Source organism: Lactiplantibacillus sp. C232 (assembly GCF_023806725.1).
In the GTDB taxonomy this organism is placed as follows: domain Bacteria; phylum Bacillota; class Bacilli; order Lactobacillales; family Lactobacillaceae; genus Lactiplantibacillus; species Lactiplantibacillus plantarum.
In genome coordinates this window covers 54,640-80,161 of sequence record NZ_JAMSKZ010000001.1, presented here as the reverse complement: position 1 = coordinate 80,161, position 25,522 = coordinate 54,640, and the positions used below count along the sequence as shown (strand labels likewise).

34 protein-coding genes, 3 tRNA genes and 1 pseudogene are annotated in these 25,522 nt (G+C 41.1%); 17 read left to right on the top strand and 21 right to left on the bottom strand.

Annotated elements, in window-relative coordinates:
• Window positions 1–23 precede the first annotated feature (23 nt).
• From MZO41_RS00425 to MZO41_RS00400, 6 genes are all read right to left on the bottom strand, one after another.
• Window positions 24–716, bottom strand: a complete 693-nt coding sequence (locus tag MZO41_RS00425; RefSeq protein WP_062689657.1) for a putative HNHc nuclease — start codon at window positions 714–716, stop codon at window positions 24–26.
• A gap of 19 nt (window positions 717–735) precedes the next feature.
• Window positions 736–1,041, bottom strand: a complete 306-nt coding sequence (locus tag MZO41_RS00420; protein ID WP_063486285.1) for a hypothetical protein — start codon at window positions 1,039–1,041, stop codon at window positions 736–738.
• Window positions 1,042–1,212: a hypothetical protein gene (locus MZO41_RS00415; RefSeq protein WP_172794814.1), complete on the bottom strand. Its 171-nt coding sequence runs from the start codon at window positions 1,210–1,212 to the stop codon at window positions 1,042–1,044. It abuts the gene before it with no gap.
• Between the two features lie 283 nt (window positions 1,213–1,495).
• Window positions 1,496–1,696, bottom strand: coding sequence for a hypothetical protein (locus tag MZO41_RS00410; protein ID WP_062689658.1), 201 nt, complete (start codon window positions 1,694–1,696; stop codon window positions 1,496–1,498).
• A gap of 2 nt (window positions 1,697–1,698) precedes the next feature.
• Window positions 1,699–1,947, bottom strand: coding sequence for a hypothetical protein (locus tag MZO41_RS00405; protein ID WP_062689660.1), 249 nt, complete (start codon window positions 1,945–1,947; stop codon window positions 1,699–1,701).
• 89 nt (window positions 1,948–2,036) lie between these two features.
• Window positions 2,037–2,366: a DUF771 domain-containing protein gene (locus MZO41_RS00400; protein ID WP_062689663.1), complete on the bottom strand. Its 330-nt coding sequence runs from the start codon at window positions 2,364–2,366 to the stop codon at window positions 2,037–2,039.
• 92 nt (window positions 2,367–2,458) lie between these two features.
• On the opposite strand from MZO41_RS00400, the gene MZO41_RS00395 reads away from it, so the two are divergent.
• A complete protein-coding gene (locus tag MZO41_RS00395; RefSeq protein ID WP_062689665.1) occupies window positions 2,459–3,178 on the top strand; it encodes a hypothetical protein in 720 nt (239 codons plus the stop codon).
• A 163-nt stretch (window positions 3,179–3,341) separates the two neighbouring features.
• Here MZO41_RS00395 and MZO41_RS00390 read toward each other — a convergent pair whose 3' ends face one another.
• Both MZO41_RS00390 and MZO41_RS00385 read right to left on the bottom strand, forming a co-directional pair.
• Window positions 3,342–4,079, bottom strand: a complete 738-nt coding sequence (locus MZO41_RS00390; RefSeq protein WP_063486293.1) for an ORF6N domain-containing protein — start codon at window positions 4,077–4,079, stop codon at window positions 3,342–3,344.
• An 82-nt stretch (window positions 4,080–4,161) separates the two neighbouring features.
• The gene (locus MZO41_RS00385; RefSeq protein WP_003644552.1) at window positions 4,162–4,377 is read right to left on the bottom strand and encodes a hypothetical protein; all 216 of its coding nucleotides are present in this window, start codon (window positions 4,375–4,377) and stop codon (window positions 4,162–4,164) included.
• 256 nt (window positions 4,378–4,633) lie between these two features.
• On the opposite strand from MZO41_RS00385, the gene MZO41_RS00380 reads away from it, so the two are divergent.
• From MZO41_RS00380 to MZO41_RS00335, 10 genes are all read left to right on the top strand, one after another.
• Window positions 4,634–4,960, top strand: a complete 327-nt coding sequence (locus MZO41_RS00380; protein WP_062689671.1) for a helix-turn-helix domain-containing protein — start codon at window positions 4,634–4,636, stop codon at window positions 4,958–4,960.
• Window positions 4,961–4,990: 30 nt separating this feature from the next.
• A complete protein-coding gene (locus tag MZO41_RS00375) occupies window positions 4,991–5,380 on the top strand; it encodes an ImmA/IrrE family metallo-endopeptidase (RefSeq protein WP_003641360.1) in 390 nt (129 codons plus the stop codon).
• Between the two features lie 62 nt (window positions 5,381–5,442).
• Window positions 5,443–6,321: an HIRAN domain-containing protein gene (locus MZO41_RS00370; protein WP_016511000.1), complete on the top strand. Its 879-nt coding sequence runs from the start codon at window positions 5,443–5,445 to the stop codon at window positions 6,319–6,321.
• A 14-nt stretch (window positions 6,322–6,335) separates the two neighbouring features.
• Window positions 6,336–6,536: a hypothetical protein gene (locus MZO41_RS00365; protein WP_021336772.1), complete on the top strand. Its 201-nt coding sequence runs from the start codon at window positions 6,336–6,338 to the stop codon at window positions 6,534–6,536.
• Between the two features lie 190 nt (window positions 6,537–6,726).
• Window positions 6,727–6,817, top strand: a tRNA-OTHER gene (locus MZO41_RS00360).
• A gap of 48 nt (window positions 6,818–6,865) precedes the next feature.
• Window positions 6,866–7,309 carry a hypothetical protein gene (locus MZO41_RS00355; protein ID WP_062688392.1) on the top strand — a complete coding sequence of 148 codons (444 nt, stop codon included), beginning with the start codon at window positions 6,866–6,868 and terminating at the stop codon, window positions 7,307–7,309.
• Window positions 7,306–7,656 carry a hypothetical protein gene (locus tag MZO41_RS00350; RefSeq protein ID WP_062688390.1) on the top strand — a complete coding sequence of 117 codons (351 nt, stop codon included), beginning with the start codon at window positions 7,306–7,308 and terminating at the stop codon, window positions 7,654–7,656. The genes MZO41_RS00355 and MZO41_RS00350 overlap by 4 nt, the downstream gene beginning before the upstream one ends.
• A gap of 124 nt (window positions 7,657–7,780) precedes the next feature.
• Window positions 7,781–7,871: transfer RNA gene (locus MZO41_RS00345), tRNA-OTHER, on the top strand.
• A gap of 530 nt (window positions 7,872–8,401) precedes the next feature.
• Complete coding sequence (locus MZO41_RS00340; protein WP_062688388.1) at window positions 8,402–9,538, top strand: site-specific integrase; 1,137 nt, start codon at window positions 8,402–8,404, stop codon at window positions 9,536–9,538.
• A gap of 516 nt (window positions 9,539–10,054) precedes the next feature.
• Window positions 10,055–10,127: transfer RNA gene (locus tag MZO41_RS00335), tRNA-His, on the top strand.
• Between the two features lie 57 nt (window positions 10,128–10,184).
• Here the strand turns inward: MZO41_RS00335 and MZO41_RS00330 are convergent.
• Together MZO41_RS00330 and MZO41_RS00325 are read right to left on the bottom strand one after the other, a co-directional pair.
• A complete protein-coding gene (locus MZO41_RS00330; RefSeq protein WP_022638033.1) occupies window positions 10,185–12,452 on the bottom strand; it encodes an ATP-binding cassette domain-containing protein in 2,268 nt (755 codons plus the stop codon).
• A 64-nt stretch (window positions 12,453–12,516) separates the two neighbouring features.
• Window positions 12,517–12,804 carry a hypothetical protein gene (locus MZO41_RS00325; RefSeq protein WP_003643147.1) on the bottom strand — a complete coding sequence of 96 codons (288 nt, stop codon included), beginning with the start codon at window positions 12,802–12,804 and terminating at the stop codon, window positions 12,517–12,519.
• A gap of 114 nt (window positions 12,805–12,918) precedes the next feature.
• On the opposite strand from MZO41_RS00325, the gene MZO41_RS00320 reads away from it, so the two are divergent.
• From MZO41_RS00320 to MZO41_RS00310, 3 genes are all read left to right on the top strand, one after another.
• Entirely contained in the window at window positions 12,919–13,431 is a 513-nt protein-coding gene (locus MZO41_RS00320; protein ID WP_013355446.1) for a hypothetical protein, read from the top strand.
• A 116-nt stretch (window positions 13,432–13,547) separates the two neighbouring features.
• Window positions 13,548–14,024, top strand: coding sequence for a MarR family winged helix-turn-helix transcriptional regulator (locus MZO41_RS00315; protein WP_003643149.1), 477 nt, complete (start codon window positions 13,548–13,550; stop codon window positions 14,022–14,024).
• A gap of 671 nt (window positions 14,025–14,695) precedes the next feature.
• A complete protein-coding gene (locus tag MZO41_RS00310; RefSeq protein WP_003645251.1) occupies window positions 14,696–15,382 on the top strand; it encodes a CPBP family intramembrane glutamic endopeptidase in 687 nt (228 codons plus the stop codon).
• Window positions 15,383–15,420: 38 nt separating this feature from the next.
• Here the strand turns inward: MZO41_RS00310 and MZO41_RS00305 are convergent, their stop codons facing one another.
• The 11 genes and pseudogenes from MZO41_RS00305 to MZO41_RS16735 form a co-directional block, all read right to left on the bottom strand.
• Entirely contained in the window at window positions 15,421–15,792 is a 372-nt protein-coding gene (locus tag MZO41_RS00305) for a hypothetical protein (protein ID WP_003643152.1), read from the bottom strand.
• Between the two features lie 210 nt (window positions 15,793–16,002).
• Window positions 16,003–16,341, bottom strand: coding sequence for a membrane protein (locus MZO41_RS00300; RefSeq protein ID WP_003644251.1), 339 nt, complete (start codon window positions 16,339–16,341; stop codon window positions 16,003–16,005).
• A 167-nt stretch (window positions 16,342–16,508) separates the two neighbouring features.
• Window positions 16,509–17,276 (bottom strand): LytR/AlgR family response regulator transcription factor, encoded by a 768-nt coding sequence (locus tag MZO41_RS16955; protein ID WP_003645252.1) that lies wholly within the window; start codon window positions 17,274–17,276, stop codon window positions 16,509–16,511.
• 5 nt (window positions 17,277–17,281) lie between these two features.
• The gene (locus MZO41_RS00290; RefSeq protein WP_003643155.1) at window positions 17,282–18,544 is read right to left on the bottom strand and encodes a sensor histidine kinase; all 1,263 of its coding nucleotides are present in this window, start codon (window positions 18,542–18,544) and stop codon (window positions 17,282–17,284) included.
• Window positions 18,545–18,832: 288 nt separating this feature from the next.
• Complete coding sequence (locus MZO41_RS00285) at window positions 18,833–19,441, bottom strand: hypothetical protein (protein WP_003643156.1); 609 nt, start codon at window positions 19,439–19,441, stop codon at window positions 18,833–18,835.
• Window positions 19,442–19,570: 129 nt separating this feature from the next.
• On the bottom strand, window positions 19,571–20,392 hold the full coding sequence (locus MZO41_RS00280; RefSeq protein WP_003644247.1) for a Cof-type HAD-IIB family hydrolase: 822 nt from the start codon (window positions 20,390–20,392) through the stop codon (window positions 19,571–19,573).
• A gap of 413 nt (window positions 20,393–20,805) precedes the next feature.
• Complete coding sequence (locus tag MZO41_RS00275) at window positions 20,806–21,744, bottom strand: EamA family transporter (protein ID WP_013355444.1); 939 nt, start codon at window positions 21,742–21,744, stop codon at window positions 20,806–20,808.
• Window positions 21,745–21,759: 15 nt separating this feature from the next.
• On the bottom strand, window positions 21,760–22,401 hold the full coding sequence (locus MZO41_RS00270; protein ID WP_003643159.1) for an NAD(P)-dependent oxidoreductase: 642 nt from the start codon (window positions 22,399–22,401) through the stop codon (window positions 21,760–21,762).
• Complete coding sequence (locus MZO41_RS00265; RefSeq protein ID WP_243463912.1) at window positions 22,398–22,622, bottom strand: MerR family DNA-binding protein; 225 nt, start codon at window positions 22,620–22,622, stop codon at window positions 22,398–22,400. The genes MZO41_RS00270 and MZO41_RS00265 overlap by 4 nt, the downstream gene beginning before the upstream one ends.
• Window positions 22,623–22,628: 6 nt before the next feature.
• A pseudogene (locus MZO41_RS16950) lies at window positions 22,629–22,694 on the bottom strand (MerR family transcriptional regulator); the annotation flags it as partial.
• The gene (locus MZO41_RS16735; protein WP_262340759.1) at window positions 22,694–22,825 is read right to left on the bottom strand and encodes a MerR family transcriptional regulator; all 132 of its coding nucleotides are present in this window, start codon (window positions 22,823–22,825) and stop codon (window positions 22,694–22,696) included. The pseudogene MZO41_RS16950 and the gene MZO41_RS16735, both read right to left, overlap by 1 nt.
• A 306-nt stretch (window positions 22,826–23,131) precedes the next feature.
• Between MZO41_RS16735 and msrA the strand changes: the two genes are divergently transcribed.
• The 3 genes from msrA to MZO41_RS00250 all read left to right on the top strand — a co-directional run bounded on the left by msrA (window position 23,132) and on the right by MZO41_RS00250 (window position 25,499).
• Window positions 23,132–23,935, top strand: coding sequence for a peptide-methionine (S)-S-oxide reductase MsrA (msrA, locus tag MZO41_RS00260; protein ID WP_013355442.1), 804 nt, complete (start codon window positions 23,132–23,134; stop codon window positions 23,933–23,935).
• 86 nt (window positions 23,936–24,021) lie between these two features.
• Window positions 24,022–24,267 carry a hypothetical protein gene (locus MZO41_RS00255; protein ID WP_236251431.1) on the top strand — a complete coding sequence of 82 codons (246 nt, stop codon included), beginning with the start codon at window positions 24,022–24,024 and terminating at the stop codon, window positions 24,265–24,267.
• A 245-nt stretch (window positions 24,268–24,512) separates the two neighbouring features.
• Window positions 24,513–25,499 carry a LytTR family transcriptional regulator DNA-binding domain-containing protein gene (locus MZO41_RS00250; protein WP_003643163.1) on the top strand — a complete coding sequence of 329 codons (987 nt, stop codon included), beginning with the start codon at window positions 24,513–24,515 and terminating at the stop codon, window positions 25,497–25,499.
• The last annotated feature ends 23 nt before the right edge of the window (window positions 25,500–25,522 follow it).

Genomic DNA, 25,522 nt, shown 5'->3' with positions numbered 1-25,522 from the left:
AGGCATTCCACCCACCCGGTGTATTAGTCACTGCTGTATTTACCTTTCAAGCCAATTCGTTTTAACGTTTCTTTATCTAGTTTTATGCCATCTACCGGGACGTGGTATTTTGCACTAAATGCCACGGATCCAATTTGCTCAATCTTGCTGTGATGGACTCGACACAATGCCATAACGTGCCGTTTGGTGTGGTCAACGTGTGTTCTGTTCAAGTCGGCTCCGATAACGTCTACATGATGGATATCAGCACGATTACCACAGATCATGCAAACTCGATGACGGCAACATTGAAACAGATAATATTCTTGCTCACGCGGCAATAGCTTATAGCCTTCCTTGAACGGCACGTGCCACTCAAACATGAAGTCGATGACTAGGTCTAACAACTGGTTAGCATCGCTCACAGACGATTCCGTGGTGTCTGACAGGCTAATCTGCTTGCCAAACGTATATGACTCATACTGCAAATAAAACAAGTTTTTCAAGAAGTCTGTCGGCATGCCTGACCACGTATAGATGTCACTAAGCAACGCGAAGAACAAGCGTCGTTGTTGCGGCCTAGCTTTACGTGTGTCAGCTAATTCAGAGTACGTGTAGTATTCGTCAGCAGAACCACTTACCGTCTCAACATGGTCAAGGTTAGGCTTATGGGTGAGCTTCTGAACCTGATACCACTCGCCATCTTTTTCAATTAACTTAGTCGGTAGCAGTTCCACACGATCACCTCTGCCTAATTTATATCACCGAATTATCTTTTAAAGTCTCCAGCAAAAATTTTCCGCCAGACAAGCCTTCATCCGCATCTTCAAATTGCTGTTGCAATCCACCTAAGTAACCTTCTAGTTCTAATAACAACCAGTCATATTCGTTAAACAGTGCAATCTTTTCCTCATCGTCTAGGTCGTCAAACGAAACAATTTTTTGACGTGTCTGTACCGCCCTGTAGGCAAAGTCAGCAGCGCTTGTGGCCGCAGATAACTTTTTTTCTACACGGTTAAGTTTCATTTCAAACGATTGGCATTCAGATAGTAAGTCCACCATTTATTTCAGCCCCCTATTAAACATCCATGCATTCAAGCAAAACGCCATTGCCATATTATTTTGAATTAGCATCCATTCTGGAGTTAATTCTTGTGGATCAATTGATCCAATCCGTGTAATACCCTGAAAAATACAATCCTGTTGTTTTTTGTAAGGTAATGGATTATCCATAACTACCGTCCTCGCTTTCTTAGCACTTGCAAACATTTCGAGTTAGCGTTAGCATATACGCACACCTTGAATTGTTTTCTTGCTCCCTACTCTTGTAATCCACTCCAGTAGGGAGTATTTTTGTCTTTTAGCTTGCAAACGAGACTGCTTTGGAATAGAGTAGATATTAGTGTTAAGCATCTCTTCCATTAGTCCATCGTTAGCCGTTACTAGCGATGGCTTTTTTGCGCTCGTTTCCACTCGTGGAGTGGTAAAATTGATACTTTTTGCATGATCATTCCTCCTACTTGAGCACTTGAATACCATTAGTAATGATTTCAAATTGCTGTCCATTTTGTTCAACTACAGCTACATCTTTTTTTGTACGCAACGTGAACGGAATTGACTTGATTTCAACTACTCTGCCAACGCCGGCTTCTCTTATCAGCTGACCACAACTATATTCAGCTTTGAAACTCACCCGGTCACCTACATGAACTTTCATGGTTATTCCTCCCGATACATTGGTGGCAACGTAAATGTCCATCCATCGTCGTTTTCTTCATCTGGATCGCAAACATTAATATCGTGTTCTTGCAATTCGCCAATAAATTCTTCTGAATAGCCAAAGCACGGGTGCCGCTTAATGATTCCGTCTGTATCGTAAGTGATAGCATTAATCAGCTCACGTTCATCTGTACGAATTGCGTTATACTTACGTGCTCTTAACGCGTGTTCGATGTCTTCTTCATACATATTGCTTCCTCCTTAAATTCCAAACCAGTTTCTAATCTCTCGGCGCTTGTACCACACGGTTGTTAGCGCCCAGGTTAATACCGCTACTTCTACCATGGAAATTCCTCCCAATGAGATTCCAAAAATTCAGCCATCACGCTAGCCTTAAACTTCCAGGCGCTACCGCGTCCTTTGTGAATTATTTGACCTTGTTGCTCCATTCTGCCAATCTGTCGGCTGTATTTTGGATTTTCAATAATATTTTCTTTAATCCATTTAATCGATTTGTTTCCACACCAGATACGTAAATCGTCCATTATCCATGTACGCCCATGTGTAGTCTGATCCAGTAGCTTGTTATACGCATCTGTATCAACTAATACATATTGGTCCATGTTTTTAACGTGCATCGGAACTGCTGCCACTTTTAGTGCTTGCATAATAGAGTCTCCTTTCTAATTTCATATTGCTAATCTTTCTATGCTGGCTTAGTTGTATACTTGACTTATTCCAATTAATCGAGGTGATAAATATGAGAAACACATACGTACTTCCTGAATCTCATTGGAACGTAACCTTCTTGGATAAAACCGATGCCGATATTTACTATCATGAATCAGTATGCAAGTTGTTAGATTTATTAACTGTAAACATCAATAACAAATTTCACATTACTGATATGCCCATCGGTAAAATAACAAACGTTCCTTCTTCTAAGAATCCGCTAAAAGTTGCCGGAGAAAATGCAATCATCTTAGATGCTTCTCCAGGATGCTACTGGGGACAATATGCTTTCCAATATGCTCACGAGCTGTGCCATTACTTAGTTGATTCGAAATGGCCGCCTATGCGTGATGAGTGGTTTGAAGAAGTCATCTGTGAATGTTCCTCAAGATACTGGCTAAACTGGTTATCTAAGAGCAATTTTTATCCATTGTCTTCTGACATTTTCAAAAACTACGCATTTCAACGAACGCTTCACATCAATTCATTCAACTTTAAAGATTTACAAAATGAAGATTCTCAAATTTTGACTTATTTCCGGGAAAATCATGAAGATCGTCCACATTTCAACTTTTTAGCTAATCAAATTATGCCGATCATCAATGATGATCCAGAAATTTGGTCAGAAATGTTTCTACTTAGAACTATTTCAGATAACTTCACCTTCATGGAAAATCTGAACAACCTTGTATACCAATCGTTCAAACATAAAAAATCATTTAAACGTATCGTTGCCCTGTTTCTTTGATACGTTGGGGTGCCCTAAAGGGCCTTTTGGACCTGGATCATCGCACCCCACATATCGCATTCTGAAGGCTTCCGTGTTACTTGCGATAACATGGAGGTCTTTTTCGATTGCCCATAATACGTGTACTAGTTGCTTTAGTGTTTTTGTCATATTGTTAATCCTCCTATGCTGGCTCCTTTCCTAATCGAAGTGACGTCTGCCGAATAATCGTCTTAGTTGCTGTAGATGGCTCCCAATCGTTGATGAAGTCCATTACCATCTGGTAGTCCTTCTTGCGTAGCATTGACCGAGCGCTCACGTTAGCAATCTTCTTGATTCCACTGCCAATATCCTTGAACAGCTCACCTCGTTGTTTCTGTGTGATATGACCATAGCTATGTGCGACTTCCGACACGCGCTGATTAACACGCCGGTTAAGTGCGCTGTATTCAGGATTAGGAATAACTTGGTTCTCTTTGAGGTCTTTCACATCGCCCTCTACACTATCTAGGCGTTGGTTAGTCTCCTCATTGGCTTGCAGTGCCAATCTGGCAATCTCTCGTGGGGATGTTGGTAGCGCAAACTGTTTCGGGTTAAAGTAGTTTTCTTCCAGCTCATCAAACATGTCCCAAGCTTGATCAGTTCCAAGCATTTTTGAATGCCGGCTAGCACCACGTTTAGCCCAAAGATAAAGTGAACGAGTCATAGGGCTAATTTGTAGGTCGAAATTTGCGACTTGCAATTTAAAGCTTGCTAGACGTTCGCCATCCAGTTTGAAGTAATGTTTACCTTCAATAAATTTGTCTCGATTATTATTGAAATTTTGCTTAATTCGATTAGAAGTTGTTCCATAGAACTCAGCTAGCTGTTCAGTGGTTAAAATTAGATCTCCGTTAAATTTAACTTGTTGTACTTCTTGCATGTGAATCATTCCTTTCTTTCTGCGATTAATGTTGATTGCCTTCAAAATTAAATGGTGCAACTTGGTTCATATCTAGTCCTCCTTAGATTTTGTATTTTTTAACAAGGTAGTCATAAACTTCATTAACTAATCGCTCTGCACCGTTTGTCGTTATCTTTTTATTCAATGCAAGATTTACAAAAGTGATTGATTTTTTGAAATGATCAGCGATAGTCCCTTGACTTTCTAACTGACGATGATTTGCCAGCCACGATTTAATCGCCTCTGCTTTATTGTTTGTTTCCATACGAATAAACATCATTTTGCCTCCTTTTAATATTTATTAAGAAAGATATTGCAAAAGTCTATAACATGTCTTAATATATAGACATAACGAAATAGCTACAAAGCTCTTATTTATCGCCCGCCAAGATGATTAATAAGCTCTTTTAGTTTTGCTAATTTGTTAACAATATTTCTTAACAAAGATAATTCTACAACATGTTTTAGATTTTTACAACTATTTTTTATACATGTTATAGAATTATCTTGCCAATCATTGGAGGAACTCTACCATGACGCTGTTTGACAGGATAAAAAGAATTTCGAAAGAACGTGGATATTCAATTGCTGAGGTTGAACGTAAAGCCGGGATAAGCGCAAATTATATGTATCAGTGGAAAAAACGTAATCCAAGCCCTAAAGCTTTGGCTTCCGTAGCCGATGTTTTAAATGTTTCTGTTGATTACTTATTAGGCAAAACAGATGACAATTCTACTTCAATGAAGCCCAAACAAGTTGATATTACAGATGACGACTATATTATGACCTATCAGGGTAAGCCTATTCCTCCTGAAGATATGGAGTACATCAAACGCATCTTAAACGGTGGGAAGGACTGATAATATTTGAATATCTACATCAAGCGTTTAATGCAGTATGCTTGGGATCATGGGATATCTTGCATCTTAACAGACAAACTAGATGCATACACTCCGTCGTCAGCCAAACCGGAAAATAACATCGTTCTAATTAACCTAAAATGGCACAATCCGTCTGAAATCGCCTTTCAAATGGCACACGAATTAGGCCACGTTATCAACCATGATGAAGGAATATTATATTTTTCTAGTTTTAGCAATAAATCTAAATACGAGCGCATGGCTAATTTAGAAGCATTGAAAATACTTATTCCAATTTATTTAAGCGAAGTTGATACGTATGCTGACAATAGTGTCATGCCGTTTATGGAAAATTTTGGTATACCCAAACGATTAGAAGATGATGTCGTTAACGCCTTCCGCACTAATGTTAGTAACTAGAAGTTAACTTATAGACCAGATACGGATGTCGGTAAAAGCTGGGGAATTTGGAGGAAAATAATATGCCAAAATGTGTGATTTGTAAAAATAAGATTGGCTTCTTTGCAAAGTATTTTACCGTCGATACTGGAGAAAAAGTATGCAAAAATTGTCTTTCAAACTCTGAACCAGAAATATTAATCGAAAATCTTTCCTCTGCGGCGGACGTAGCTTTTCATATGGATAATTCTGTTGGTGATACTTATTTATCATCTATTGGTGAAAAGTCTTTGTCAGATTCTCGTAGAGAGAATGAAGAAGCTAATAAGAAGCGCCTCCAACAAGAACTAGACCAAAAACGTCATCTTGAAGAACTGGCTAAAAAGAGAAAAGAGGCCACCGATAAAGCTTCACGACAAGAAATATTTCATTTTAAAGTACGTGGTACCACCCACTATGACCTAGCAAAAATGGTCTCTTACGCACGTAAAAATGATTTGTTTGACCCTTACGATGGATATACCGCTGCAGACATCAAAGAATTCTCACCTTACGAAGAAGTGTATGAAACAGACCTTGTAGGATTGATAAGCGCGATAGAATTTAGAACAGACCCAAATAATAAATATGATAAAAATGCAATCAAAGTCATTGCTACGCTTGACGATGGTGAATATATGTTAGGACATGTTCCTGCCGGAAACACTAAAGATATAAGTGAAATAATGACGAAACAAAATAATGGAAGCATCGCGCTAAAAATAAACTACACACTAACTGGTGGTAAATATAAAATTGCTGAGGAAAAAGAAGAAGAATTCGATTTTGACGAAGATTGGGACGTTGAAAAGGAAATGCAGCAAGAGGAAAACGAAACAGATTTTACCAAAAACCTTAGAATTAAGTCTGGAAAGAAAGAGTATGGTTTCAATATCCAATTATTTGATAATAACATTCAATGACGGAGGTTTCGTAAATGGGACTACTAATAATGATAGTCATCTTTCTAGCACTATGGAAGATATTAGGAGCACTAGGCCACATTTTTTTACCAATATTGGCCGTGCTATTTATCCTGGCAACCTGGATTCCTTCACAAGCAATTGTTATGGTGATTTGGGTGCCAATCGCGATATTATATTTTATCGGCTTAGCCGGATATAAACATGCTAAGTAGAACTAGTATAAATATATTTTAATCGGGGTAAAATCTATGGAATTGTATGTAGGAACGTACAGCACACACGTGTTCGACCTAAACGTTGTAATTGGCATCATTTGCTTCATAGCGCTAGTCGTCATGTTAGTTTACTGGATCCACAAACGAAAGTAGCACTCTCGCCCACTACCAGCCTAGCGGGCAACATGCGAGCGTAGTTCAACGGTAGAACAATATTCCAAGTCTTGAAGCCCATTCTTTCTTGGACTACTATGCAGGTTCGACTCCTGCCGCTCGCGTTGACCAAATACGGATAGCTAAAAACATCTAGAAGGAAGTGCTCTAATTTGATTACTGAAAAAATTCAATATTTATTTCCTAAATTAAGTGAAGATTCCTACGGCCCAACTTCCGTCTTTCAAATTGGAAAACAGATGAGGATCCCAATCTATTTTCAAGCTGGCTTTTTCAATATAAAAGTAGATCGCAATTACACACTGGAAACCCAAATCTTTAATGAACGTAATGAACCACTGGTCAAAACTAAACGCAGTTTATTTATTTCTACTCAAACAGCGGTTAATGAAATGAAGGTTTCTAATGAAATTGTAAAATCAAGTAAATTTGTATTTTCAGTTAATAGCATAATTGAGTCCACCCTTATTCTAAAAAGCAATTTAAATGAGGCTTACAATTATTGTGCAATAATAAATCTTTCACTAAATAATCAAGTGCTTGATACGAGCAAAACGTACTTCTCGATTTCTCCAAAGATAGGTGGCCAACAATGACTAACACAACAAAATCAACTAAAATTGTTGATTTTCAATCTCCATACAGCCCAATTGACTATCCCTCAAAAAATAGCCATAATAGTGGAAACAACAATTATAACGGAGGTAATGAAATGGACAAATATGTAACACATCCCGAACTTAAAAATAGCGAATTACGACTAACTAATAAAATTGATAATATTGATAATAAAATAGATTTAATGATGGCACATATAGATACTAAGTTTGAATCTGTAAACACTAAATTTTCTCAGCAAAAAGTTTGGCTAATAACTACTGTAATATCTGTAGCAGCGGCTACATGTACAATTGTTGGATTTATGATTAAGCTTATTCACTAACAGGTCCCCTATGAGGGGCTTCATTTAACACATCATCCGAACGTACATTCGGTAAGCTGATTAGCTTCATGAAGGTTAAAGCTAATCATATTAGCTCGCCCACTACCAGCCTAGCGGGCAACATGCGAGCGTAGTTCAACGGTAGAACAGCAAAAGTCATACAAGGTTTCCTGCTTTCAACAAGCATCACGCAGGTTCGACTCCTGCCGCTCGCATTTAAATTTTTGAATATAAAACTTAACAATTATTGGAGATGGTTAGATCGATGAATTTCAATTGGAAATATGCTCTTGTGAATAATATTGACTTTTACCCATTTTTCATAGTGCTGGCATTGGAGGAAACATATCCAAAATCAATATTTGCAGATTCACTATGGATATTGCCAGTTATCTTTATATTTTCATTAATAGCCCATTTTACTCTATATAAACCAGCTATTAAAAGTAATCCTTCACTTGATCAGAAACATTACACTTCAAGCCTACTCTCGTGGCTGATAATGATCGTAGGAGTTATTGGAATTATATTTGCTGTTTTCTACTATCATTTTCATTCTCCTTTAATGTGGATTGCTTTGTTGGCATTAGTTCTTTTAAGAGATACATTCGCTAATAACGACCTGTAAGGAGCAAAAAAGCACATCCCCTCCCGCCAAGAAGATGGATGTGCTTAACTTGAATAAATACTAACAGGGCTGTTGCACCCTTTTGCCCTTCTAGTATATCACAAGGAGGAATTTATTATGTCACAAATTAAACGTGTGAAAAAAGGTTACCTAGTAAGAATTTCGTATAGAGATCACGCGGGTAACTACCTAAGTAAACGAAAAACATTCTCCCGTAAGCGAGACGCAGAGGAATTTGCTAACTCATTCGAAGTTAGTAAATTTTCTGGTGAACTAGAAAAGAAGCCATCTATTGAGTTCTCTAAGTACTTCTATTCGTGGTATGAGACGTACCGCAAGCCTAATCTCGCCTATATCACGACTCGTAGATATGAATTAGTTCATACTGAAATAGAAAATTACTTTTCTCATGCACGTATTGCAGATATTACTCGTAAGGATTACCAAAAATTCATTAACCAATATGGCAAAAATCATGCGAAAGATTCAGTGAAGAAACTGCATAATCTAATTAAAGCTTGCGTTGGCAATGCTGTTTTCGAAAAAGATGTTGAAACTGACTTCACTTACAACGTAATTATCACTTACGACAAAAATCGTAGTCTTAAGATTGATTACCTAAGTCTAGCTGAGATTAAGCAACTAACAGCTTATGTACAGAATCACCTCAATCCTCGTTACACGTCACAATACATGATCATGACTGCCATCTTTACCGGGGCACGGTTAGGAGAAATCATGGCACTAACTTGGAAAGACATTAATTTTACGTTCAATACTATCTCGATAAATAAATCATGGAACTATGTTGAAGGTGGTGGATTCAAGCCAACCAAAACTGAAAGTTCAAATAGAACCATCCGTGTTAATAAACAATTTTTAGATAGTCTGAAAGCACTTAAGGTAAATAACCGAGAAATGGTATTTGAGAACGTTGCCCATGACATTCCAACTTCTAACGGCGTTAATAAAGTTCTACGCTCTGACTTAAAAGCATTGGGCATCACACGAAAAGGATTCCACTTTCATAGTCTGCGGCACTCTCACGTTGCGTTCCTGCTCTCTCAGAACATTGACCTATACATTATATCGAAACGTCTTGGTCATTCTGATATTGGCACCACGTCCCGAATATACGCATACCTAATTGATGAGTATAAAGCACGCTCGGATGAAAAAATTTCCGGCTCTTTAGACAAACTTTTTAATCGCCCACAGACTGAAAACGAAGCAAAATCCAGTATTCATTTTTGATAATAAACATTCATTTAATTGCATAAATAGCAAGTATAAAAAAACGCGTTTTTTTAAATTTGTCTTTGCTTGTCGCTGATGTCTTAAAAACGCTATTATAACAGCATTGTCTATGTCTGCCTGGGGCATAATTAGTCTATGAGCAATAAAAGAGCCACGGTAAACACTTATTTACTGGGCTCTTTTATTTTGTGAATTTTAACAAAGTAGTGCCTTTGCAAAGATTTTTACGCATTTCTTCAATAAGGATGAATTCATAATAATTTTGCTCAACCGATAAGTGCTGGTCCACCTCACCTATCCGTTAGACACACTAACCACGGCAAACGGGCCGTAGCTCCCATTGTTAGGGGAACTATGGCCTTTTACTAACGGTTAAGTAATTGTTGGTCACAGTAGAACCTTCACCAACACTTCAGAAACTGAGGCGATTAATTTCTGAAAATCCACAAAAAGTCCTATGCAACCCACGATTTTAGTGTATACTAGATATGTTGACGAAAAGTTAACGTGATGGCGGTAGTGGCGAAGTGGTTAACGCACCGGATTGTGGCTCCGGCACGCGTGGGTTCGATTCCCACCTACCGCCCTTCTAAAAAAGCACGTGCAATTGCACGTGCTTTTTTATTTAATCAAATTTTTCTAATCACGCCGTCAGCCAAGCCTTCAAAGCGGCTCCAGTGCGTGAAGTGGGCACGTCAACTGCTGCTCGTGGGGTTCCGCTATACTGAATTCGACCGCCATACTGACCAGCATCCGGCCCCACATCGATCAACCAATCGGCCTGGCTAATTACCGCCAGATTATGTTCGATAATAATCAACGAGTTACCAGCGGCCACTAAGGCATCGAATAATTTTAATAAGCGTTGTGTGTCTTGCAAATGCAGACCGGCAGTCGGTTCATCTAACAAGTACACCGTTCCCTGCTTGCCTAGCTCAACCGCCAGCTTCAACCGTTGCAGTTCACCACCCGACAAAGTGGTGAGCGGTTGCGCCAATGTTAGGTAACCCAAACCGACCCGGTCTAAATTCTTCAATGGCTGAGCCACTTTGTCCATCGTGGCAAAAAAAGCTAACGCCGCTGTGACTGACATCTGGAGCACGTCGGCAATCGTCTTACCCTGGTAAGCATAGCTGAGCGCCGTTTCATTATACCGCTGCCCATGACACAATTCACATGTCTGCACAACGGGATCCATAAAGGCCATATTCGTGATGGTCACGCCTTTACCCTTACACCGCGGACAAGCACCCTTACCATTATAGCTGAACCAACTAGTTGCCACGCCATTGGCTTTCGCGAATAGTTGTCGGATTTGGTCGAGCACTCCTAAGTAAGTCGCCGGTGTTGAGCGAATATTCAGGCCCACTGGTGTCTGGGCTAAATCAATATAAGCCGTCTTTAATTGCCGTTTTAGCGCGGTAACCAGCGAACTCTTCCCTGAACCGGCCACCCCCGAGACGACCGTCATCACACCGAGGGGCACGTCGACACTGACATCGTGCAGGTTATTTTCATTAATATGGTGTAATGCCAAGTGGGCTTGGACTGGTCGTTCTTGACCCCATTTATGCGGTTGTCGCAACCACCGGCCCGTCAACGTATCAGAAGCCAGTAACTCGTCATAAGTCCCAGTAAAGGTCACGTTTCCACCAGTGCGACCAGCTGCAGGCCCCATCTCGACAACATAGTCAGCTAACGTAAACATGGCTGGATTGTGTTCAACAATCAGAATTGTGTTACCCTTATCCTTCAGCTTTGTTAACGCTTGCTTGATTAACTGAATATCATGTGGGTGCAGCCCAACGCTTGGCTCGTCCAAAATGTAGACCATATCTACTAAGGCGCTGGTCAAGTATTTGGCAATCTTAATCCGTTGCGCTTCACCACCAGATAAAGAACTGGTCCCACGATCCAATGTCAGATAGCCCAGACCAATATCGACCAACGATTGGATCTTGGTCGTCAGCTCCCGCACAATATCTTGGGCTAACGGCGCATCAATCGCTTGTAAAAATGTCAGAACATGCTTTAAATCCATCGCCGTCACCTGAGCAATGTTGACCCCGTTAATATGATTGGTCAACACGACCGGTTTGAGTCGTGTGCCATCACACGTTGGGCACGGTTTGCGCGTGACGATCGCCGCAATCGCATCGCGATGGTGTTCGGCTTCCTTCTTACCAATAATCGAGCGCTTGATCCGCGGAACAACGCCTTCATACAGGGCCGTTCTAGGAAAACCTTCTCCAGGATGGGCTAATTTCTGTTGCGGTGCGTGCATTAGTAAATCGTATTCCGCAGCACTATAATCCTTGATGGGTTTACCATTGTCAAACAAACCACTCGTCGCATAACGGCGCCAACGCCACGTATCCGGTGCAAAACTCACAAACGTGATGGCCCCCTCATTTAATGATTTCTCAGGATCAATCAATTGTTGCTCATCAATATCGTCAACATAACCTAAACCTTGGCAGGTTGGGCACATGCCTTGGGGTAAGTTAAACGAAAAACTGTCCGAATACCCGATAAACGGTTCCCCAACCCGTGAAAACAAGAGCCGCAGTAACGAATAAATCCCAGTATAGGTTGCCAAGGTTGAACGCGCATTCTTGCCGAGGCGTTGTTGAGCAATCACAATCGCAACGGGCAAGTGCTCGATATGCCCGACGTGTGGTTGACCATACTTCGGTAAATATTGTTGCGTAAAACTGGGAAACGTTTCATTCAGTTCGCGCCGTGACGCCGCTGCAATCGTATCAAAAACGAGTGACGACTTACCGGAACCTGACAAGCCCACGAACACCGTGGTTGCATATTTAGGAACGCGAAGACTAACGTGCTTTAAATTGTTTTGGGTAGCGTCGTATACGTCAATGGCGCCATGTGGAAATGAATAACTGGTCATCAAACCTTCCTTTCTATCACTTGTTTGCTATCAAAAAAGGACCTGAAAATTCAGATCCTAAGTATCAGACTGATTCATCAACGAGCTTGACGACCGTCCCATAGCCGGTTACGATCAAAAACCGTGGTGCAACACTCATCTGAGCGACTTCAGTATTGAAGTTCACATAAATTAACCCGTCGCCACCTTGATCCTCTGCCTTTTGTAGCAGTAGTGGCTTGACTTGCTCGATTAAATCGTCAAACCGTTCAAACTGATCAACACCATCAGATTCAAACATCAGGTGTTTTGTGACGGAGACGACGCCCTTAATCATATGGGAGCGCTGTAAATCACCAGTTGTCATAAACATTTTTCCAACCCCCTATCACTTTAATTTTACTTGAAAACGACGTCACTCGCAAACGTAACCAATTATTTGACCACAAGTTTTTAAAGGACTAAATTAATCGTAGGGAGTGATAGTTTGAAAACAGCAACACAACTTTTACAACAATATACCTTTGAGCCCGTTAAGGATAAAATGCGGGTCGAACAACACGCCTTAGCCATCCAACATCAGGATCGCGCCATTCCATTCGGACACTTCAAGATCCGGTTGAAAAATATTGATAATCAACAAACTTATTTATTGGAATTAAAGCAAGCGTTACAGTTGACCACCACGTCTGGGTTCCAGTTACGTTCCCGACTACACGGGGTGCATGTCAAACACGCGCAACACATGATGCCGACCGGTTATCACGTATTGGCATCACTGACGATTAAGGCCGCCCCACGTGACGCTCATGAATTTGTACACGACAAAACAAAAGTCGCCTGCCTGATTCCAGTTGATGATCACGCGGCCAAAACATTGCCAGCACAAATTCCACTTTATGCGTTCACGGACAACCATCAACTTGCCATCAATCAGCAGGCCATGGCCCAGTTATTCCTGACATGCATTAAGTCCCAACAACGCCAACAGGTCAATTAATTAACCCGCTTTTATAAATAAATCGTTCGAAAACAATGTATTTGCGCAATATTAATTGCATTTGGCGAATTAATTGCGTACAATGTACTAAAATAGATAGTAAAGGAGGCGGTTTGATGGCAACCCCAACAAAAAACATTTTGCTCGACGAACAGCTCTGTTTTGCGCTCTACACCGCCAGCAAACGATATAATCATTTTTATTCCGAAGCTTTAGCACCTTTCAAGCTGACTTATCCGCAGTACATCACTTTATTGGCACTCTGGGAAAAGAGTCCGATGACGGTCCGGGAACTTGGTTCACACGTTAACCTTGATAGCGGGACTCTGACCCCGTTATTGAAACGGATGCAAACCCAAGGCTGGGTCGAACGCAAGCGCGATACGGACGATGAACGCCAAGTCAACATCTCGTTGTCGCAAAAAGCCATCGATGCTAAACCAGAGATTTTTGCCCACGTTAATTCTTGCATGGATTTACTTGGTTTAGATGAAGCAACCTATAACCAGATTCGCGAAACGGTTAACTTTGCTTCCGAACACATCAAAAATGCCGATCCTAAAAAGGTCGACTATTCTGGTGAAGCATTCTAACTGACTGCTTAACTAGGTCGAGGTTTTTCTAACCTCGGCCTTTTTTGTTGCGATTAAACCAATTGATTTTTGACACTAGCGTCACTTTGTTTTGAGACTAGCCCGTTCAAGGCTAATATGAACAATCGTTAGCTAGCACCAATCAAATAATTATGGGTGTTTGCAGCCACATTAATTCCGCAAAAAATAAATCAAATGATAAAACCCAGTTGAATTTGATAGTTTAGACCGCTAAAAATAATTTAAGTATGTATTAAGGGACGATTTTTTGCAGGTACTGTATTCGGTGACTTTGGGGACGTGCAACAAAAAAATGACTCTACCACTTAGTAGCAGTAGGGCCAAAGAGTTAGGTTTAAGTACAATATGGGGGATTGTACTTGCTCGTCCATCCACTTTGGGGGAGTAAAATGAACAAGTGTATAACTATTAGGTACAAGTATATACTATTACATAATTGTGAAGAAAGTGTGAAGATTTGTCCGAATTATGCTTTTTTATTCTTTATTTTTATAGAGCATCAACCATTATTTCTACAATTATTATATTTTTAGCATTCAACCAGATTAATATCATCCGCTTGTGCCTGGCATCGATGCCTTTCTCAGATTTGCAAATCCGTGTCGAAACCTGAACACTGCGGTAAAATCAACCATGGGAGGTGAAGTCCGATGGAAATTATTGACCGCGGCTTGGGGTGGCTCGGACGCGTGTTGCTCACTGCTGGCCTAATTGTTGGGGTCGTGATCCCACCAATGTTACTTAAATTAATTAACCAATTATATCGCCAGCATCAGCTCACAGCCTGGCAGATCACCTTGGCAGGTGTCTATCTGTTAATTTTTGTGATCCTAGCACTGGCGGCAACCGCCCTAATGCGGCACTATACCGGCAACTATCAATCAGAAAACTTACAATACCATGACTGGCAAATTATTGGAATGGCCTATCTCACCATCTTAATTTTTGAGGGCGGCTTTCAATTTATAAACCAGCTTCTGTATCACCAGAATCAAACACAAAACAACGCCGCCATTAAAAATTTAATGGCCGGCAGTCCTCTGTCGCTTTGGCTTATGGCGTTGAGCGCCGTTTTTTTGACTCCAATTGTTGAAGAGTTAGTTTTTCGTGGCGTTCTGACTAACCTTTTCTTTCAACAAGAATGGCTCAAGGTCGGGCTCAGCGGGATTGTTTTCGGTAGCCTCCATAGTAGTTCAACCTTACCGAGCTTCCTCATATACGTCACCATGGGACTCGTGCTAGCTATTGTTTATCGGCTGACCCGTAAAATTCGCGCGGCCATTGCGCTCCACTTTGTGATCAATAGCCTAGCAATTACCATCATGTTACTGCATTGACGACCTTCACGCACAACTTCGTCACGGCACTGGCCACCCTAACTTTTATAACTCCCCTGCCAGACTAATAACACGTCAAAAATCAAAAATAGCACATTAAAATGTAATAGCCACCAATTCATCAGGCCTTTCTCACGCACCATTCCCAGAATTGCCAAGCCAATGCCAATAACGGGAATCAAACCTCCTTGTAACAACCGATAAATCGGCAAGTAGGCCCATTCTGATAGCAGGATTGGTCCCGTTAACTGACCCAATAAAATAAACAACAAAAATACCCCGATATTCAACAATGAGCAGGCAAACGCCGTCTCGGTAATGGTGCCCATCGCGAGGCGAAAGTGAAATTGAAATCGTAAAACCAGTGTCCCGATGATTCCAATCACCAAAATAATGCCAACCACTAACATACAGCCACGACTCCTTTTCTTGTCATTGTTACTGTACGCTAAAATCAACAATACGCCTAGCGCAAAACTAGAAGCTTAATGATTTTTTAGCAACCCCGTAACGCGACTAACAACTAAATAAATTCGAGTAGTTCACCGTAGCTTTTATATGGCACGCTGTCCTAGTCATTAACCATCAAAAAAGAGCCGGCAACTTGCCCGCTCACCCATCTAACTCTTTGTCCCGGTTGGTACTGTTAGTACTTTGGCTTTTAGCCCCACGACTTTAATTGTAATCCGCTTATGAACTGGCATTTTAACATAGAATTGACCACTCTGCTTATTCGAAATAACCTGACGGACATGTTTCCCACTCTTTAAGGTGACAATGACACCGTGCTTGGTACGGCCACTGATTGTTGCAGAGGTAGCATTTTGATGGTAAACCACCTTTGACACAGTGAGCCGATGAATTCGTCGATGATAATCACCTTGCAAGCTGTATTCCGAACCAAATATTAACAAACAACCGGCCAAAATCATTAAGATTAGTGACCAGAACTGCTTCATGACGCCACCTCCAGACCAGCTCCCACAGCTGGCATTTAATAGTCTAAGCATACATGCAAATTAATCTAAAAAGCCAAAAAAGGTGCAAAGCTCATAATAGCCTGCACCAACGTCATAAAAATTCACTTTTGATTAACGATTTTGTTACATTAGAGTCTTAAGCGAAGCTAGCTAAACGTGACTGCCAGTTCGGAACGCTTGATTAATGCGATTAAATCATGCATTTTACGAATCGCAATATCGACCGACTCGCCATTTTCAAAGTAGCCAAGCTGATGTTGCTTATCAATTCGTACTAGCATTTGCGGGTTCACCAAGAAACTCTTATGAACCCGGAATAACTCTGGGTGGGCCACGGTTTCATCACTAATCTTACCATTGTATTGAACAATTCGATCTGTTAAATGGAGAACCAGCTTATTACGAACTGCTCCAGTCTCGATAAATAACACCTGATCTAATGGAACATTGAAGAGCTGACCACCCTTAGAGTAAGAAAACATGGCCTTGCTGGTGACTGCTTGCTTGGTATAACGTTCATAAGCAACCCGAATATCTGTCTCCACTTTGGCTTTGACCGTTTCTTGACCCAAATCTTTCACAATAAAGTCCAGTGGTTCGATTCGTCGTTCAAAGGTCAAAAAGGCCATTTCAGAATGGGTCGACACGAAGACAATCCGCGCATTAACATCCGCCTCGCGAATTCGAGTCGCCAGTGCTAGGCCATTTAAGTCTTGCCCAGGATATTCAATATCTAAAAAGTAGAGTCCCTCAAGATCGGAATTGGTCTCGACATAGTCCAACAACGTTTGTGCTTGTCCGGTTGCTAAGGTCAGTTCCATATCAAAATCATTAATCATAATATGATTCTTAATGATTTGCTTTAAGGTTGCTAATTGTTCAGGATCGTCTTCCACAACAAAGGTCTTTAACACGCTGCTCACTCACTTTCAATACTAATAATAAATTCGAATCGTTGATGGGAGCTCACTTCATAAGTCACGTTAGCTAATGGATCTAACAACTCACGAACGGTTGCTAACCCTTGCCCATGACCAGCACCTTTCGAAGTATGCCCAGCAACCATCAGCTCATCCAGGCGCTCAATCGGATGATTCAATGAATTGGCAAAAATCAACTCCACCATGCGGGGATACTTAACAAGTGCGACCGCAATCTGACCACCACTCTGACCCTTCACCGCTTCGATGGCATTGTCTAACAAGATGCCACTCACCCGTGATAACGTCACTGAATCAATTGCAATTGCCGCAATCGGGTCGTTGGCTTCCAAGCGTACTTGAATTCCAGCTTGGCGCGCAACGGAAAACTTACTCTGAATAATGGCTTTCAATGGTTTGTCCTTGATTTGTTCTAAATTGTCAAAGTGTCCAAAATCACGATTTAGGCTTTGCTTAGACTTGGTTACAACTTGACGAAAATATTGTTGTAATTCAGGATCATCAGCTGTCTGAATATACTCACCCAAGGACAGTAAGATGTTTTGATAATCATGGCGAAACTTACGTAAATTTTGATAACTATTTTCCAAGTTTTTGACATAAATATCATATTGTTGCCGTTCCAAAGCTTGCCGGTTATTTTGAACCCGCAATGTATAACTATAGAACAGGTAAAGAAACGTTCCGGCGTTGATCAGCAAGATAGCCACTAGAATCAACATTAGAATCCCCAAAAATCCTGAGCCAATATTATAATTGTCCGCTGCAGTCGTGATGGTGAAAAACGCGACCGCGACTACGGCTAAAGCACTGACAATCACGTTCAACGTTAGACCGTCTACAAATTGCCGCGGATAACGCTTCTTTAAGACCTTGAAACTAGCGGCGACTGCCAACATACAAGCTGTGACGATTGTTTCACCGATGGCTTCAAATAGCCAGCCACTCCAGTCATTCAAACCCAGGTTGAATAAGTGAAAAATCGACTCCGTCGCATAATTGCCAAAGAAACTAAAAAGAATGTAGGCGAGTGTGGCCGTTAGACTCGTCACAATAAAGTACTTTTTGCGCCGTACAAACGCCAGTAACCCCATGTTCACAATGAACGTGATGATATCCGAATAGTCGTCATACAACATGTAGATCACAGTTAGAAGTACGGTCATAACCGCAACGGTCGCATAGACTCGCTTCTGTCGAAGCTCACGATTGATTAATATCTGCAGTAAAAAAACCAACATGACCGAGTACCAATGGTCAAAAGCTGCAATATACCAATAGACGTAAACGATAACTGCTCCCCTCCCCGCATGATGCTCAATACTACCATTGTAGCGAAATACGGCCAGTTTGTATATTTGTGCGATAAAAACTTAACAATCTTTACCAAATCGCTGACTGACCAATTAATACCCGTAACCGTCTCCAAAGCTTGCTATACACGCCTTTATTGTCTTAAAAGACACACATGATCGACGGTATAAAAAAAGCGACCCCCGTTCATTAACGGTGCCGCTCACAGATCATTATTAGTGAAAATCACCCGGCATAAAACTCTCGATAACCGCGGTTGTATTAAAGGTTTCAAAACTATGGAAACTGGCCTCATCAATTTCAGCGTAGCGAATAGCAATTTGTGGGCGCTTTGCAAGATCGAACATATCAACGTAATTAAATTCAATATATTTCTTATGTTCACTATGAATAAAGCCAGCATAGCTGTCACCATGTTTTTTGATTCGACCAGATAGCTGAATCACTTGATCGTGGTGAAAAGCTTGCTTCAACAATGTTTTTAAGAGCGAATGTTTAGTCTTATTCTGCTTCTTCAGCAGCTTATTCATCAATCGTTCAGTGTTCCAAACATCATAATAGCCCCGTTGCTTAGCCAGCGCAATGATCGTCGCCATGCTCTTCAAATAATCAGTGTCACTAATTACGCGGGCTAACGATGCCTTACGAAAGACCACTAACCCATCTAGTTCACCATCGACATTAACGGCTTGGACCAGCACAAACTTCTCATCCTGCTGAATCACATAGCCAACACTAAATTGCTCATTGGTTCCCTTGGAATAGATTTCAACGAGGTTGGTATTCTTAATCGCTTTAGCTAAATCGTCGCGAATCGCACTCATGCGTGTTCCCCCATTCAGTAATTTGTAACAAATAATTTATTTCATACTACCACATTTTCAATTATCATGATACCACTTGTAAAAGTTGAACGCCAAATGGCAACTTTCATTTTCTAAATAAAATTTGTACTATAAAATAAACTTGTTAATAACCTCTGCTAACGCGTCATGGTTGTTATCAGCGACCGTCACGTACTTAGCTGCGGCCTTGACTGCATCGATACCATTGGCGACACTCACAGGCAGTCCGACCGCCTTCAGCATGGGGAGATCATTGCTGTTATCGCCAGCTGCAATAATTTCATCCGCCGTAATTCCCAGTAGCTTTCCTAATTGAACCGCTGCGGTCCCCTTGTCAACGCCAGCCGGATTAAACTCAACGTAACGGTCGGACGAATAAGTGACGGCTAATTTGCTTGGATCAACAATAGCTTCAACGTCTGCGCGCATTTGCTTGCGGTCAGTCATCGTTGGCAAGGCCATAATAATCTTCATGACGTTCATCGTTTTGAATTGTTCAAAGTCCGGCGTCGTCATAGTTGTGAACGTCACGCCCCGGTTTTGTAGATAATCTGAATCACTTGGAACCGGATTGTAAATATATAACGTATCCTGCGTGTACACATGCGTCGCCGCCTGCTGATTCGCAATTCCCGCTTCAAACACCCCTTTAGCAACCTCATATGGCATGGCATTCACCGCCAATGGCCGATTATCCTTATTCTCTAAAATCAAACCACCATTATAAGAAATCGAATATTGATGTGGTTGGTCCCGCAACCCCATCGTCTCCAAATCGTTCTGAAACGAGGTATAACTACGACCAGAATTCGGCACAAAATAAACACCCTTAGCCGCCGCAGCTTGAATTGCCGCCGCATTCTTTTCTGACAACGTACCATCGTCATTCATCAGGGTCTCATCCAAGTCACAAACAATCATTTTATACATATTAAAGTTCCCTCTCATCCGCTTGACCATCTGAAACTTGGTCATTTTAGGTTTACTATTCCACTCTAGCGAAAGACGTGCGGAAATGCAACCGCTTTATTTTTGCGTTGAAATCTCAATGTTTATCCATACATACGCGCAATTTTTAGCACAGCGTGCAATTATAGGTGCTACAGCCATTTGTGAAATTTAACTTAGTCGTTTGTTAAGACATTTCAAAAATGCGACCTGCTAAGAATCAATTTCTAAAACTGAAACAGTCAATTACTGTGCTCAATGACCCAACTTTCAAAAAACAATAGCTTTATATGATTACGAAAAGGTAATCGCAGTATCGACGTTTTAATTGGCAGTATTTCTTCAATATGTTGTTAAAGCCAGTACTTTTGATATTATTGATTGCTTATCATTCCCTACTGATTAGACATCGTACATTGACAGGGTTTGCTGGGAACAGGTGCCGTGATATGGTGAGGTAAATTCAGTATCATAATTGCACCCACAACCAATATAATACCAACCAAGGCCTGAGGAACCAAGATTTGGTGCAAGAATAACATGCCAAAAAGTACGGAACTGATTGGTTCAAATAGTCCAGTCATAGTTGCCAGAAACCCGTCTATTAGCTTTAAACTTTCTAAATAAAGATCATACGCAACAACGGTGGCTAGAATAACAATGATAAGAACCGCTAAAAGCTGCATTTTTGAAAATCTAACTAAATTTGGTAACGGTGTGTGAATCAACGCTATCACACCGCCAATAACTAGTGCCCATCCCAAAATATCCACTGCGGCAATTTGGTTTAACAATGGAACAGGTAGTTTGGTGTATAAGATAACCCCGATAGCCGCAATCAGGCCAAAAATAATTGCTTCCGGTTTTATTAATCCGGTCTTAAATCCGGATTCAACAATAAGCCAGATTCCCATCAATGCGCTTATTAAGCTCATTCCTGCTAATAAACTGGGAAGTCTTTTCGCTTTCAGCGCGGTAAATACAAGCAGAATAAACGGACTAGTGGACTGAAAGACAGTTGCAACTGCTGCATTACTGTAATTAATCGCAGAAAAAAAGGCAATTTGTGCCGTGCACAAGCCGGCGATGCCGTATATCATAATTCGTGTTAAAATTCGCCAATGTGTCCAAATCTTTTTCGTGCTTTTTCTAGCCTGCTTGAAAAACAAGTTACGATATAGCAACAACATTGCCCCACCGATTAACAGCCGTAACAATACAATCTGTTGCGGAGTCAGAACTTGCTCACTTAACAAAGGCTGTGCTAGTATTCCACCTAGCCCAAATAAAGCGGCACTAATAATACCGCACAGAGTTCCAACTAAACGCTTCATACAAAAGTTTCTCCTCTATAATAGTTCACCATTAGAAATAGCAACACTTTGATTGTGGTAGTCATCATTAAATAAGGCATTGGCTGCTGCCCTAGCAAACGTATCTCGATTAATTGCAAATTCAGACTCCGGTATCGCTCTAAATTCAGGACCGTGCGTAATAATTTTTGTTTCGGGTCCATTCTGAATTAATCCTGGTCTAAAGATTGTAAAGGGAATACCACTATTTGCAAATAACAACGGTTTGTCTAACTGATCATGGGTATACTGAGGATGTTGCGTGCGAACAGCCGATAAATAAGGTAAATTACCAGACAAATATTCACCGTAAATACCACCTGCCGAAATATCGACTATTCGTTTAATTGTTGCCTGTGTTTCCTTAATTGCACGTAACAATAACTTAACGTACGGACCAGTGCTCAGCCCACCAACGGAATCATAAATATAATCGACATCCTCGAGTGCCGCTACATAATCAGTATATTTCGCTGCATCTCCCAGAAAAATAACATGTTCTCGTTTCTGATAGGCCGGGACCTTTTTGCGATTACGAACAAATAATTTTAAAGTCATTTCTGGATAATCACGTTCCATTAATTTAATGAAGGCCTGGGCAGTTGGCGAAGTTGCACCAATAACTAAAACTGTATTCATCGTTCATCGGACTCCTTTTCCATTTGCTGATATGTTTTAATAAACCCGTTCATGAATGCGACCTGTTTCTTAAGTTCAGCCTGTTTTTTCTCTAATTCTTTCAGATGATGTTCAACAATCGCTTGACGCTTTTCCGCTGTTGCTTGCTTGCCTTGAACAACTAAATCAGTTAGTTGACGAATATCCTTCAACGGCATTTCGGAATCAATAAAAATCTTCAAATTTTTCATCCAAATCAGATTCTTTTCCGTAAAAACACGATACCCATTCTCAGATCGTCTTAGATTAGGAATTAGGCCCAGGCGATCCCCAGGCGATCATAGTAATGGACCTGAGAGACACTCATTCCAACTAATACTGAAATCTCTTGGGTTGTATATTTGGCGACTTCATCATCCAATTTTAGTTCCTCCTTTTTTCGCATGCGATTCATTATAAACTATCAACCATACTTCATAGCAAGCTTTTCCAATCAAATTGGACTTGGGTGAATAATACCCACAATAATAGCCGCCATTTTTGACGTCAGCCAAACGGTGCTTATAACTATGATGCAACTAACGATCACATCAATATCATCTGGTTGCATTTCTTGTTAGAGTAGCTTACGACAGGGTGATAGAAAACAAATCATAACATTATGTGCTACCAAAGCACCGTGCTAAAATCAAATCAGTCAAAATGCAAGTACGTGCTAATACTCGGCAAATAAGCCAGTTAAGGAGACACCATGAAAACAAAACCTGAAGCCTTAATGCGCGACTTATACAATTTAATCATCAACCCGGCGACGCGTGACTGGGAACGCCATTTACTAGTCCAGGCCAAGAATAATCGGCAACAGCTATCGCCGACTGGGCAACTAAAACAGCTCGAAGCTGATTTGCGACCATTAGCTATGCGGAATAACTTGACCCCGGATGTTATGGACTTTTATCTTGCCATCACTGGCAACGCACCCATGCCGACTAAAAACAATGTATCGGCTTACCCACCCCTTAGTTCGCCTTATGAAGAACGGGCAGTCTTTGCTGGTGGGTGCTTTTGGTGCATGGTTGAGCCCTTTGATCAGCGTCCCGGTATTAATAATGTGATTTCTGGTTATACCGGTGGTTCGTGGGCCCAACCGACCTATGAACAAGTTATTGGTCAATATACGGGGCACGTTGAAGCCGTGGAAATCAGATACGATTCCCGTAAAATCTCGTATCAAAATCTTGTCGATATTTATTGGCAACTAATTGATCCGACCGACCGCTTTGGACAAATCAATGATCGCGGTAGCCAATACCGGCCAGTCATTTTTTATGCTAATCAACATCAATTGACCATTGCGCAAGCATCCAAACAAGCGCTTGTGGACTCGCAACGTTATCAAAAACCAATTGTCGTGGCCATTGAGCCCTTACAGCAATTTTGGCCAGCAGAAAATTATCATCAGGATTTTTACCGCAAACAACCCCGGCGCTACCGACAACTGAAAAAAGCCCATGATCACTATCTAAATTGGTTGAAATTCAAAAACAAATTCTAGCTTGGCGGTTCAGTCACAACTGATGACTTTGCCTGCTTCTGGAATCAATTGGTCAAGCACTAATCGCTGTGCCATACTTAATTGTTATGGAGGCGCATAAACATGCGGCAAGAATCGCAATGGGCCCTAATCAGCTTGTGGCTGATTATATTAGGAAGTTTCATCCACATGGGCTAACGTTAGGTTGGCATCAAGTGATGCCAGTAATTGCTTATAATCGCCCACAGATACCGTTTGGCTGGTCATTTCTGATATTGCTATTATTATCAATTGACCAAGTGTTTTATGACCACTTGATCAATCTCGTTAGTCATTCAATCATCAAACATTAATTTTAAAAAACAGGATATTGACCCGCCATACGAATGCCGGCCGTCCATTGTCCTGTTTTTATTGCGGTATTTTGCATCATGTCAGCTGTCATTTTGACATAACGGTCTTAATCAGGACAAACCACAACTGCCTACTTCGATATGGTATATTGTTACTGTCTACATCAGATTTGCCAATTTGTTTGAGTGATATGGCCTTTTTCTAACCACCTCACTCAGACACTAAAAACAACGAGGTTCTCACCATGCAAACAATTCAGTTAAGCAACATCTTTAAACAACAAGCACACCAAACGATTTTAAAAGATTTCACACTCACCATTCCAGCGCAAAGTAACATCGGCATTCAGATGAGCCACGTTGAGGCAACGACCCTCTTTAACCTATTACGCCAAACGACACCCCAAACTAGTGGCGTGATGACTGGCCTCACTCCCGCACGTATCCAAGCCATCTTTCATGATGACGGCTTTTATCCGCAATTAACAGTCTCGACTTATTTGAAGACCTTTCAACACATCAGCACCTTTGAGACGGACCTGGATGACATTTTGCAGTATTTCGCACTCAAAGACGTCGCCCATACTAAGATCAAGCACTTATCCTTTGATCAACAACAACGTCTGGCCTTACTGCGGGCGTTCATCCTACAACCGGACTTGTTACTAATTGAAAGTCCCCTGACCAACTTGACCAACGCTGGCATTGAGCTGTACTTAGCAGCCTTAGCCTATACTCGCGAACACGGCGTCACCGTACTGCTGACCTCCTACTCATTAGAAGAACTTGTCCTAACCAGTACGACTATCTTCCGCTATCGACCAAACCAGGGCCTCGAGTTGACTGATTTGGCGACCGAAAGCAGTTCCGATTCCGCACACACTTCAGAAGATACACCTAGACCAATTTTTAAAATTGCAAGTAAGGTTGAAGATAAAACAGTCTTTTTCAGCCCCAACGAGATCGATTTTATTGAAAGTGTCAACGGGGTCAGTCAACTGAACGTCAGTGGCGAACAATTCACGTCATCGCAAACAATGAGCGAATTAGAACAACAATTGACGACGCTCGGCTTCTTCCGCTGTCATCGTTCTTACTTGGTTAATTTACAACAAATCGCGGAACTAATCAGTTACTCCCGAAATAGTTACACGTTAATCTTGAAAAACAAAAGTAAACTGCCCCTCTCTCGCGGTAAACTCACTGATTTAAAAGCTTTGATCAATTTTTAGGACACCATTCAGCCTAAATAATG